The organism is Algirhabdus cladophorae (assembly GCF_044772865.1).
Lineage (GTDB): Bacteria > Pseudomonadota > Alphaproteobacteria > Rhodobacterales > Rhodobacteraceae > Algirhabdus > Algirhabdus cladophorae.
Window position 1 is genome coordinate 3,584,390 of sequence record NZ_CP173029.1, and the last position, 11,763, is coordinate 3,596,152.

An 11,763-nucleotide genomic window follows, 5' to 3' on the forward strand; every position below is an offset into this window, starting at 1 on the left:
GTCGATTTTCTCTCGACACGCTAAGCGAACAAAAATACCATCGTCAATCATGAATGGGACAAATGTATCAAATTCGATTCTCGAACGGCTGGCAGGGGAATTGCCTGACCTGACGCCAGAGGCGCGTAAGGCCGCAACTTATGTGTTGGAAAACCCGCGTGATGTGGGGGTCTCGACTGTGCGCGAAATTGCACAAGCTGCCAACGTAAAGCCCAACACGGTTGTGCGCATGGCGCGGCAAGTGGGGTTTGACGGCTACGAGGATTTCCGCGCCCCGTTTCGGGATGCGATCCGGCGCGGGGCGGCGGATTTTCCTGATCGGGCGCGTTGGTTGCAGGACATTCGCAAAACCGGTGATCTAGGCGGGCTTTACGCCGATATGGTGCGGGATGTACTGGCCAACATAGAAGAAACCTTTGCCGGTATCCCGGTTCAAGACCTGCACAGCGCTGCTGACGCTATCTGGTCTGCACGGCGGGTTTTCACCCTTGGGGTTGGGGTCAACCATTCTATCGCGCGGAATTTCACCTATGTTGCCTCGACGGGCATGACCGAATTTCATGCGATCCCACGGCCCGGATCCACGCCAGTTGATGATCTGGCTTGGGCCGACGCGCGGGACATTTTGATCGCTGTCACGTGCAAGCCCTATCGTTCGGAAGTCGTCGAAGCGGTGCGGATTGCGCGCGAACAAGGCATGACAATTGTGGCCCTATCAGACAGTCCCGCCAGCCCGATTATCCTCGAGGCGGACCACAGCTTTGTTGTCAGTGTGGATACGCCGCAATTCTTTCCATCGTCCGTTAGCATCATTGCGTTGCTGGAAACCTTGCTGTCCCTTGTGATCGCAGTGGCCAGTGATGAAATTGTCGAGCGCGTCGATACGTTTCACCGGCGCCGGCATCAGTTGGGGCTATACTATGATGAGGCGAAATGAGTGATCCTGTCTGTTCTCTAGCTGCGCGTTATTACACTGATCCTCAGGTGTTTGAGGTCGAAAAGACCGGCCTTTTGGCCAAGACCTGGCAGTTTGGCTGTCATGCCTCTGCACTGGCCAAAGTGGGCGATTACGCGACCTTTGAAATCGCTGGCGAAAGCCTGTTTGCGATCCGCGGGCAGGACGACAAGATCCGGGTTTTCTATAACGTTTGCCAGCACCGCGCGCATCAATTGGTCAGCGGATCAGGGACCACGCGAGTTGTCGTGTGCCCCTACCATGCGTGGACCTATGAACTGACTGGCGCCTTACGCGCAGGGCCAAACATCAAGTCCGTCGAAGGGTTCGACAAATCGACCATTTGCCTCTCTGAGGCCCGTGCGGAAGAGTTTCTGGGCTTTGTCTTTGTGAACCTTAATCCGGATGCGGCACCGATGGAGGATTGGTTTCCCAAGGCTCGTGCCGAATTAGAGGAATGGGTGCCAAATTGGGCCGAGTTGAAACCATTGGAGTGGATCGACATTCCCGAGAATTGTAACTGGAAAGTGTCGGTCGAGAATTATTCCGAGTGCTATCATTGCGCGCTGAACCATCCGACGTTTGCCAATGGTGTGGTCAAGCCCGAAACCTATGACATCCAGCCCCAAGGCAAATGCCTGCGTCATACAACGGAATGTCAGAGCCTTGAGGATATGACTTATGATATCCATTCTGGATTTGCCCATGAAGCGGAATATTCCAGTTGGTTCCTTTGGCCGATGTTTTCATTCCAAGTCTACCCGGGCAACGTCTTGAATACCTACCATTGGCGCGCGCTGGATGCGGGACGGGTGGTGGTTTGGCGTGGGTGGTATTCGGTCGGCGGTATAGAGGACGAAAAGGTCCGGCAGCTGGCGATCCAAGATCGTGAAACCACGGTGGAAGAGGATATTCATCTGGTGGAATCCGTTCAACGTGGATTGTCCTCGCGCGGTTACCGCCCCGGTCCCTTGGTTGTGGATCCAAAGGGCGGCGTCAATTCAGAACATCCTGTGATGCATTTGCAGCGCTGGATGCGTGAGGCTATCGATGGCTGATTCCATGTTGATGCCTACGACATGGACTGCGGATCAAAAGCTATTTCCGCATCAAGTGGGCTTTACGTGCCCGCCCTTTGATTATGATGCCGCCCCGTCGGATTTTCTGCGCATAAGCCCCGATAGCGTTGGTGTGCACGGCTGGATGCTACATGTGCCGGACTACGTGCATGGGTTGGATCAGCGCAAAAAGAACTTTGGTATGCTTGAGAATTTCGTTCATTGCATGGCCCGCAACGGGGTCGATGTGTGCGGACAGGTCGGATCAAATTGGGTTCATGCCAGTGGTTTGGGTGTGAAAGGGATCGCGCAACACTGTGCTGACCTGTCTGACAAATACGAGACACGGTTTCATATGGCGGGCTACGCGATGGTTGAGGCCCTGCGTGCGATGAACGTTGAAAAAGTAGCGCTAAATGGCGCGTATCACTGGCCTGAATGGTGGCAAGGCACAGCAGGATTTCTGCGCGAAGCGGGGTTTGATGTGCTATGGGCAGGGAATTTTGTCGATCAAGGTTGGTTCCCAAATCAGGAAGCCGTCAATGCAAAACGTTGGATTTTCGAGGGCGATCTATTTGACAAAAGCTTTGCTTACGTGGCGGACAAGGCCCCAGATGCGGATGCCTATCTGATCAACGGCATGTGTAACTTTCGCAGTGGACCAGATGGATTGCCGCAAAGGCCGCTGCATCTGGCGCGCGCCATGGAGGTCAAACTGGGCAAGCCGATCATTGGTCACGACATTGCGCTGTACTGGCGGATTATGATGGATCTTGGGATTGCGCCTACAACACAGCAGTGCCGCCTATTGGAGCGGCTTCATGCATAAGATTGTGGCCCTTTGGGCGGTCCCGCGATCAACGTCCACAGCGTTCGAATGGATGATGCGTCAGCGTGGTGATTTGGATTGCCTGCACGAACCTTTTGGAGAGGCTTGGTATCAAGGAGAGGATCCTCTATGGCCCCGATTTAAGGCGGGCGATAAAACCACCCCGGGGTTGTCTATCGAAAGCGTCTGGGACGATATTCAGGCCCGAGCACAGGTTGGGCCAGTGTTCTTGAAAGACTTTCCACACTACGTGAACCATATCTGGACGCCGCAGTTCTTGGCACAAATGACTCATGCGTTTTTAATCCGTGATCCGGCAAAAACCATTTCATCGGTCTATGATAAATGGCCTGATTTTGATGAGCTTGAGGTTGGATTTCCCGAACAGCGCGCGTTGTTTGATCTACTGACTGCGCTGAATGGAACGCCCCCGCCGGTGATCGACAGTGATGATTTACTGGCGGATCCGGAAACTATGGTTCAGCGGTTTTGTGCGGCAGTAGATATTCCCTATCTACCTGATGCACTAACTTGGAAGCCTGGTGCAGATACAGGCGATTACAGCTGGTGGGATGGTGGCAGTTTTCATGCCAATCTGCGGGCCTCGACCGGGTTAAAACCGCAGGTGCGTCGCTATGTTGAGGTCGCTGAAGCGCCTGAACGGGTTCAACGCGTACATCGGCGGATGAAACCGCATTACGATCATTTATTCCAGTACCGGATCCTTCCGGACTAGTCGAGGGGATCAACGGTGATGTCGAGGGTATCGATGTCCAAGATAGGCGTGCCCAGTGGGTGATCCAAAAGCTCGCGAAAATTGTTACCTGCGACGTCTTCTAATCGGGCATTAATGCGCAGGTGAATCGGGCTGGCTGTCCATTTTTGAACGGGAACGAACTGCCATTGGGTTTGATCCGGAGCCAAGGTGACGGTGCCTTCCAGCGCTGTGCCGTTTTGAGTTGTTACAGCGATATCGGTCTGGGCCTGCGCGTGATCAAACGGACGGTCAAACTGGATAATTAGGGGATCCACCGTATCGCTGTGGGGGGCTTGGATCGTCCAAAGTGACGTGTCAGGCAATTGGCGCAGCGCGGCGCCGACTTGGAACTTGTGGTGATGGCGCAAAGCGGTTTTGCGACCCATGGTGTTTGGCCAGCCGGCGTCGATTGTGATCGTGTATTGCTTGGCTTCTTGCAGCGCTGGCCCAAGGGTGCGGTTCTGGGCAACACCACGTTTGATCCGACCGGGATCCATCAACAAAGTGAGACGTCTGCGATCTTGGCTCCACAGTTCCTGTTTGAAGGTCATTAAGGCGGCAGTGTCTTCCTGCCCGTTGGCATCCAGTAACTTGATGAATTGCGTCGAGAGATGCGGCTGCATGGGTGTCGAAAAGTGAATGTAAAAGCGTAGGGTGTTTTCGGGAACAACTGGGCCGCTTGGGTAGACGGCCGTAACCAAAGGTTCGGCGACGGTGGCCTCGGGGTTAATGGCAAAGGCGGTCAGAACAGGTTTTGCGCTGGCGCTCTCTACAGTTTGAACTGTGTAGGTCTGTCCTTGGATCAAGTCGAACGCAGGATCAAAGATCAGTTGAGACCCGGAAATGCTATAGCGCCCTGCAACAGGAGTTTTACCTGCGCAGCACCCCTGTGGCAGGCCAACATAGAGTTTAAGCTGATCAGAAACCGAGTCTGTTTCAGCAGAATTGTTCGGAGTCCACGTGATATTTGAAGTGGTGGTCTCTGGAAGGGTCAGCTGGCCCTGATCGGCAAAACCTGCTAAAGGCGCAAGCCCCGTAGCCAAGCACAGACACTTTAAAAAAGTAGTCGTAATCTTGGTCATGGGACTTGCGGGTTTCATGGTTTATTTGTCTTCCCAATACTGTGGGAAGTCGAACTCAGCCACGAGGTTGTGCAACCGGTTGGGGAACATGTTTGCGTTCGAATCCATGTTCAAGCTGCCAGTGAACATGTCCCGTGTCAGGGATACAAACAGCATATCGCTGAGTGCATCAATGTGCAGGGACATACCATCGAACATCACGGGCTTACCCACAGGCCCAACAGGCATAGTCGGTGCAAGATCCATCTGACCACCGCGTTCAAAATCAGCGTCGGTATAAGCCTTGGCACCTGCCAGTCCGGCTACGGGAATAACCTGTGGCGAGCGGCTGTTGCTGGTCAGGAACAGCATTTCATTGCCTTGGAACGAATAGGGCACCATATCCAGCGGCTGACCGTTTCCGTAGTCCATAATCGTGCGCGCGGCGATCTTTGCACCGTCGACGATTTCGTCCAGATCGATCATTACCAAGGGGCTACAAGTGTAGGCCGCGACCAATTGCGTTTTGCCGTCGATCTCTTGAATTGACATGGCACGGATAGGCGCGCGGGTCTCATATTGGTCATGCGAGATGTGATACATTTCGATGTTGGCGGCACTTTGTGCACCGGTGAACGGATAGTCCATCCGGCGCAGTGTGGACAGAAAGTTGTCAAAGGCCACGCCCGACACGAACAATTCATCGTCGTGATACTCCATGTCCATGATTGCCAGCGAACTGAGGGTGATTTCCCCTTTGGCGATGTCCCGGACCAAGGGTGGGTTCTTGCCCAAACCGCGTGGGCGGAATTTGGTTTCTTGGTCTGGGTAGTGATCCAAAGCCTGCTTTTGGAAGGCCAGTGATGCCAAATCCAAAAGCGAGATTTCAGCGCTTTGGCTGATCTTCATGATCGCAGGAGCAGACTCAAAATTCCCGATCCGCGTGACCGAAATGTAGATGTCCGAGGTGATTGGATGCACGGCCATGTCGTTGATCGCCACTGCGCTGGGCGCGACACCCAAGGCATCGGAAATTTTGACGTCGATATCGCCAATGTTCACTGGAACAACTTGGTCAGGCGCGGTCCCACCGGTCATGTCAAACGCGTAGATTGCGCCGTTATAGTTATCACCCACAAAGAGGGTGCCAGTGTCTGAAAATTCAAGAGCGCCTGCGAACTTGAGATCAAGCTTGCTATCTTGGGCCAGTGCGGATGTTGCGAGACCTGCGGTCAATGCTAGGGCTGCAATCGTGTTCTTTCCGAATTTCGGCATTGGTATTCCTCCTGTTGGTTTGATTGAAACGTGTTTTTAGGGTGTGTTAGGGTCTAGATTATGCCGTTGTCGTGGGACATTGGTTGCGCCATGTCACAGGGCTGTGGGTCGAGACCGGCCTCATCAAAGCGCATCAGATCGAACTTCTTTTGAGGCCCGTCGCCATGGTTTACGTCGCGAAACATCACCAGAAACGGACCATTGTCCATAACGTCCTGCGGCCTGATCCATGGACGAAGAGCCTGCAAAAAGGTCGACTTTTACCATTAGTCCAAGTTTTCCAAGCATGATGTGCTCCTTGGGAGAAATGTGTAAGATGGGTCAGTCTTTTTGACGCCAGACCAAGATGATTGCGACGGCTGCGATGATGGCAAAGACAAGTCCGCCAATGGCTGCCGACTGTGGCCCGCCGCCCAGACCCATAAAGATCGCGTCGTGCCCGTTCATGAACATCATGCCAAAGCCGCCGATCATCACCAGATGGCGGATGCCTGTGAAAGCCCCAATCAAGGTGATCAAGATAACCGTCATTTGACGGCCTAGGAATGCGCCTGCGGTCTCGCCTAGAGTGGCCGCTGATCCGGTCACTGTCGCCAATCCGGGGTTGAACGTTGGATTAAAGTAGGCGGGGATCGTGGCGGCCGCCATAAAGATCGCCAGAAAGGCAATCAGGATACGAGGCAGTAAATATTTTTTTCCGTTGGTCATAAGAGAACCCTTTGGTTTGTTTTCAAAAGGCCGCGCCCGTTTGGTGTCATGAGGGCAAGCTATGTGGCTGTGTTATCTGCACATTTGCTCCAAGTGTTGGCGCGCGTCGTTGCTGCGAGGATCTTGCAGGAATTTGATCGGATCTATCCGAAGCTCCCGTCGGCCTAGGCAAAACGATATTTACCTTTGGCTAACCAAACAATAAAGCCAATTCAGAAAGTACTGTTCTGCTATGTCGAACAGTCGTTCTGAGGGATAAACCCTCAACGCCAAGCACAGGGCATGATGTCATTGAGGTGGCTGTATTAAAGGAATGGGATGTCACAAACATGGGCCGTGATCTTGCCTTCGGGCAAGATCAGATCAATCGATGTCCCGGGGCTGGCATAGGCACTGTCGATCAGGCCGATACCGATGGTCTTTGACAACCGTTTTGAATAAGCAAATTCAGCGATAAAACCAATGTTCCGCCCATTGTCTTGGGCTGTCACTTGATGCCCGGGCGAAGTTGGATTGTCCTCTAGCGTCACACCTATGCGGAGCCGTTTTGGGGCGCTTGGATCGAGCTGTTCCAATGCCGTGCGCCCGACAAAATCATGATCGAAATGCACCAGCGGACCAAAGCCCATCTCAAACGGTGTTGCCCGGTGGGTTTGCAGCCGCATATCGGCGCCGTAGGAAATAAGACCGCTTTCCAAACGTTCGATATCGTTTGGTGCGCCCGGACCAATGCCAAATTCCGCACCCGCCTCTTTGACGATGTCCCACAGCGCGACCCCTTTGGTGTGGTCCATCAAGTAGAGTTCAAAACCGCCCTGTTTGGACCAGCCCGATCTGGCCAGGACCAAAGGAATGCCGCGCAGTTGGGTTTGTTCAAAGGCGAAGTATTTGAACGCACGGACGTCATCGCCGAAAAGTCTGGCCGCCAGATCAGTGGCCTTTGGTCCCTGGATCGCAAGTGGCGAGACGTCCGGTTCGCTGACCTGTGCATCCCAACCCTTTTCATGGCCAATGGCCGCGGCCCACAGATGGATATCGCTGTCTGCGACGGATAGCCAAAACCGGTCTTCCGCCAATTTAAGCAAAACCGGATCGTTGATGATCCAGCCGTTTTGGTCGCACAAGGGAACATAGCGCCCTTGGCCGATCCTTGTTGTGTCCAAATTGCGGGGGGTAAGATATTGCACCAAACGCGCGGCATCGGGCCCTTGGATCTGAACCTGACGCTGGGCGGCTACGTCCCACATGGCGACACCGGACATCAGCCGGTCATATTCCGCCTCAGGATCACCAAAGTGACCGGGGATCAACATGTGATTGTATACCGAAAAGCTGCGGACCCCGTCACGAACGGTTGCGTCAAAATAGGCCGACTTTCGCAAATTGGGGCCAACACCAATAGAAAAGGTCATCGTTTTATCCCCGGTTTGTTGCGTTAATGGCCCTGTTTTAATCCGCTCGAAACAGAATGCGACCCCTTTGAGCGATTATTTCGGCTGCGCCAGTGATAGGATGAAAATACCCTTCCACGCGCTGACCTTCTGCATTGGTGCCATAGACCTCCCAACAGCCGCCATCTTCTTTCATCCGTCGCACGGACCATCCTTCGGCTTCTAGTTTTGTGGTTAGGTCGGCCTGGGACATCCAGTCCGAGCGCTTCGTGGCCTCGCAGCTGTGAAGACCAGTGGCATTGGCACCGATTGGAAAGGTCAAAAGGCCAGCCAATGTGGCAATTGCAAGTGTCTTTTGCATGTATAGTCCCCTTATGCGTGTTGTAGTTTGCGGCGATAGTTGTGGATTATGCGGTAGGCCTCTAGCCCGGCGAGCGGTACGAAATGCACCAAGGCCGGCCCCAGATTGTTATGGACAAAAATCCAATGCAGCAGCGTCGCAACAGCAGCGATGTAGACTGTGCGTTGCAAAGTTTTCCAGCGGGTGCCCATGCTGCGTACAGCTTTGTCGGTGGAGGTGATCGCAAGTGGAACAAAGATCAGCATCGCCAACCAGCCCGTCCAAATACCGAGGGCTAAAAATTCGCCCAGCATCGCGCGCAGGCTGCCCATGTCGACGATATAAAGGATTGTGTGAAAGGCGGCGTACACAAAGGCAGCAACACCAAAGTAGCGGCGGCGTTTGATCATCCAGCGCAAGAAACCCGATCCAGGAAAGAGCATGCGCAGCGGCGTCAGCATCATTGATATGATCAAAAAGCGCGCGCTGAATTCGCCTGTGGGATGGAGCAGCATTTCAGTGATCGGCTTGCCATCGGGGCCGGGTGTGCCCGCGGTCAACGCCAGCACCATTGGTACCAATGGCAGCGCTAGCAAAAGCCAAATGAAATAGGGGTGGTCAATGACGCGTCTAACCATATTGGGTTTCCATTTTTTGGGCGATGTAAGGTATTGAACGACCCTAGGGAAAAATTCCGTCGCAATTTCCTAAGTTTCTTTGCATCCTCTGTTTCATTGGGGCTGTGACATTTCTTTTTGCGGATACAGCAGGACGAGTGTGCTACCGTTTCTGGGATTGCACGACAAAGGATCGCACCATGACAAACGCTCCGCTCAAAGGCTGGCATCATACCCCTGATGTGCCTTTAAAGGTCTCACCGTTTTTTACGTGGCCTTTGCGTCCATTTGATATGCTGGCTTGGGTTTGGAATTCGTGGTTCCTGATTACCGAACGGTTGATCATCGTTGGGATCGCCCTTGTGTCATTCTATTGGTTTCAGCCGCCTTTGGACGAGACTAAAACCCTGGCCTTTGGTTGGATCGCGGAAATGTTCATTCGCAATCTTGTGTTGATGAGTGCAGTGGCGGGCGGTTTGCATTTGTATTTCTATACGTTCACCAAACAGGGTCAGAGACTGAAATACGATCCGCGTCCCTTGATGAAGAATGGCAAGCAATTCACCCTTGGTGGGCAAATTCGCGACAACATGTTTTGGACTTTGGCCAGTGGTGTGACGATCTGGACGGCTTATGAGGTTTTGATGTTTTGGGCCATGGCCAACGGGTACGCGCCGATGCTGACGTGGGCGGCCCATCCGGTTTGGTTTGTTGCGTTGTTCTTTGTCATTCCCGTGTGGGAGAGCTTCTATTTCTACTGGATCCATCGGTTTCTGCACATTCCGTTCTTTTACAAACACGTGCATGCATTGCATCACCGTAACATCAATGTGGGGCCTTGGTCGGGATTGTCGATGCACCCGGTTGAGCATGTGATTTTTCTTGGCTCGGTCATGGTGCATTGGGTTGTCGCGGCCCATCCCGTGCACATTTTGTACCATTTGCAGTACTATGCTCTGACGGCGGCCACGACCCATACTGGGTTCGAAGGGTTGATCTTTAAGGATGAAAACCGTCTGAAATTGGGGACGTTTCATCACCAAATGCATCATCGATATTTCGAGTGTAATTACGGATCGCTAGAATTGCCGTGGGACAAGCTGTTTGGGTCATTTCATGATGGTACACAGGCAGCAGGTGAGCGGATCAAGGCGCGTCGCGCACGCATGTCCCAAAGCTAAAACCGCGACTGTCGCATCTGATGTACAAAACCTATGTGCATGGGTATCACGGCAAGGCGGAGGAACAGACAACGATGACGAACCCATTATACGACACGCTTTTTGGGCAGCATAGCGGTAGTGATGCTGTGTTTTTACATCTGCAAGACGGAACCAGCCTAAGCTATGCACGCTTTCTGGAGATCGCCGCGCAGTATGCAAACCTGTTGTCTGATCTGGGCCTCGTTGCAGGGGATCGCGTTGCAGTTCAAATTGCCAAGTCCCCTCAGGCGCTTGCGGTCTATGCAGCCTGTGCCCAAGCAGGTTTGGTGTTTCTACCGCTCAACACGGCCTACACGGCGGACGAAGTCACCTATTTTATCGAAAACAGCGGCGCCGGGATTGTTCTTTGCGATAGTCGCAGACGGTCAGAACTGGCCCCAATCGCTGGATCCTGTCAGGCGCTATTGGAAACCCTAGACGCTGACGGAAGCGGAAGTTTTGCAGATAAGGCTGTAGTGGCTGCCACTACCTTTGAAACAGTGCCACGTAGTGTCGATGATCTAGCGGCTTTTCTGTATACTTCGGGAACCACGGGCAGATCAAAAGGGGCGATGTTGAGCCAAGGCAATTTGCTGTCCAACGCGCTGGCTTTGAAAGACGAATGGCGGTTTTCGGCCTCTGATGTGCTTTTGCATGCTTTGCCCATTTTCCACACACATGGGTTGTTTGTGGCGACGAACATCACTCTTCTTGCTGGGGGACAGATGATATTTCTGCCCAAGTTTGATTTGGATGATCTTATCGCTGCGCTGCCACGGGCCACGACGTTGATGGGGGTGCCGACCTTTTACACGCGATTGCTGGGTGATGCGCGGTTCACGGCGGAATTGACGTCGCATATGCGCTTGTTTGTGTCCGGTAGTGCGCCACTTTTGGCGGAAACCCATGTGCAATTCCAAGACCGCACAGGCCACCGGATCCTTGAACGCTATGGTATGACCGAAACGAATATGAACACGTCTAACCCTTATGATGGGGATCGGCGTGCAGGCACGGTTGGTCTGCCTTTGCCGGAAGTGGAAATTAAAATTACCGACAGTCAATCCGGGGAAACTTTGCCGCAGGGTGAGATTGGTGAAATAGAAGTGCGTGGTCCAAACGTTTTTCAGGGATATTGGCAAATGCCCGAGAAAACGGCTGAAGAACTGCGCAGCGATGGCTTTTTCATAACGGGGGATTTGGGGCAGATAGATCCCGACGGATACCTAAGCATTGTGGGCCGGAATAAGGATCTGATTATTTCGGGCGGCTACAACATTTACCCCAAGGAAATTGAGCTGGTCTTGGATGAACAAGACGGCGTTTTGGAAAGTGCTGTCATTGGTGTACCGCATCCAGACTTTGGCGAAACGGTGTTGGGGATCTTGGTCCCCATCGAGGGATGTGACGTGGATGTTGATGGCATATTAGATAATCTGCGCACCTCTCTGGCGCGGTTCAAAGTGCCGCAAAAGCTGATCATACTGCCAGAATTGCCCCGCAACACTATGGGCAAGGTTCAAAAGAAAGCATTGCGCGAAGACTTTGCGGATACGTTCCAATAGGATCG

Annotated in this window: 13 protein-coding genes; 6 read left to right on the forward strand and 7 right to left on the reverse strand. The window is 53.1% G+C overall.

Annotation, left to right across the window (positions count from 1 at the left end):
* Positions 1–49: 49 nt before the first annotated feature.
* The 4 genes from ACIRQ6_RS17400 to ACIRQ6_RS17415 are packed head-to-tail and all read left to right on the forward strand — an operon-like array spanning position 50 to position 3,578.
* Complete coding sequence (locus ACIRQ6_RS17400) at positions 50–937, forward strand: MurR/RpiR family transcriptional regulator (protein WP_420861883.1); 888 nt, start codon at positions 50–52, stop codon at positions 935–937.
* The gene (locus ACIRQ6_RS17405) at positions 934–2,013 is read left to right on the forward strand and encodes an aromatic ring-hydroxylating oxygenase subunit alpha (protein ID WP_420861885.1); all 1,080 of its coding nucleotides are present in this window, start codon (positions 934–936) and stop codon (positions 2,011–2,013) included. Before ACIRQ6_RS17400 ends, ACIRQ6_RS17405 begins: the two co-directional genes overlap by 4 nt.
* Complete coding sequence (locus ACIRQ6_RS17410) at positions 2,006–2,842, forward strand: hypothetical protein (RefSeq protein ID WP_420861887.1); 837 nt, start codon at positions 2,006–2,008, stop codon at positions 2,840–2,842. The genes ACIRQ6_RS17405 and ACIRQ6_RS17410 overlap by 8 nt, the downstream gene beginning before the upstream one ends.
* A complete protein-coding gene (locus ACIRQ6_RS17415) occupies positions 2,835–3,578 on the forward strand; it encodes a sulfotransferase family protein (protein WP_420861888.1) in 744 nt (247 codons plus the stop codon). Before ACIRQ6_RS17410 ends, ACIRQ6_RS17415 begins: the two co-directional genes overlap by 8 nt.
* Here ACIRQ6_RS17415 and ACIRQ6_RS17420 read toward each other — a convergent pair.
* From ACIRQ6_RS17420 to ACIRQ6_RS17450, 7 genes are all read right to left on the reverse strand, one after another.
* Positions 3,575–4,681 carry an Ig-like domain-containing protein gene (locus ACIRQ6_RS17420; protein ID WP_420861889.1) on the reverse strand — a complete coding sequence of 369 codons (1,107 nt, stop codon included), beginning with the start codon at positions 4,679–4,681 and terminating at the stop codon, positions 3,575–3,577. The genes ACIRQ6_RS17415 and ACIRQ6_RS17420 overlap by 4 nt on opposite strands.
* A 21-nt stretch (positions 4,682–4,702) precedes the next feature.
* Entirely contained in the window at positions 4,703–5,935 is a 1,233-nt protein-coding gene (locus ACIRQ6_RS17425) for a hypothetical protein (RefSeq protein WP_420861890.1), read from the reverse strand.
* 53 nt (positions 5,936–5,988) lie between these two features.
* Positions 5,989–6,183 carry a hypothetical protein gene (locus ACIRQ6_RS17430; protein ID WP_420861891.1) on the reverse strand — a complete coding sequence of 65 codons (195 nt, stop codon included), beginning with the start codon at positions 6,181–6,183 and terminating at the stop codon, positions 5,989–5,991.
* 73 nt (positions 6,184–6,256) lie between these two features.
* Positions 6,257–6,643, reverse strand: a complete 387-nt coding sequence (locus ACIRQ6_RS17435; RefSeq protein WP_420861892.1) for a hypothetical protein — start codon at positions 6,641–6,643, stop codon at positions 6,257–6,259.
* 305 nt (positions 6,644–6,948) lie between these two features.
* Complete coding sequence (locus tag ACIRQ6_RS17440; protein WP_420861893.1) at positions 6,949–8,055, reverse strand: glycine cleavage T C-terminal barrel domain-containing protein; 1,107 nt, start codon at positions 8,053–8,055, stop codon at positions 6,949–6,951.
* 37 nt (positions 8,056–8,092) lie between these two features.
* The gene (locus tag ACIRQ6_RS17445) at positions 8,093–8,395 is read right to left on the reverse strand and encodes a PepSY domain-containing protein (protein ID WP_420861894.1); all 303 of its coding nucleotides are present in this window, start codon (positions 8,393–8,395) and stop codon (positions 8,093–8,095) included.
* Between the two features lie 11 nt (positions 8,396–8,406).
* Entirely contained in the window at positions 8,407–9,012 is a 606-nt protein-coding gene (locus ACIRQ6_RS17450) for a sulfite oxidase heme-binding subunit YedZ (protein WP_420861895.1), read from the reverse strand.
* 179 nt (positions 9,013–9,191) lie between these two features.
* On the opposite strand from ACIRQ6_RS17450, the gene ACIRQ6_RS17455 reads away from it, so the two are divergent.
* Together ACIRQ6_RS17455 and ACIRQ6_RS17460 are read left to right on the forward strand one after the other, a co-directional pair.
* Entirely contained in the window at positions 9,192–10,172 is a 981-nt protein-coding gene (locus tag ACIRQ6_RS17455; protein WP_420861896.1) for a sterol desaturase family protein, read from the forward strand.
* A 74-nt stretch (positions 10,173–10,246) separates the two neighbouring features.
* Positions 10,247–11,758 carry a malonate--CoA ligase gene (locus ACIRQ6_RS17460; protein ID WP_420863933.1) on the forward strand — a complete coding sequence of 504 codons (1,512 nt, stop codon included), beginning with the start codon at positions 10,247–10,249 and terminating at the stop codon, positions 11,756–11,758.
* Positions 11,759–11,763 lie beyond the last annotated feature (5 nt).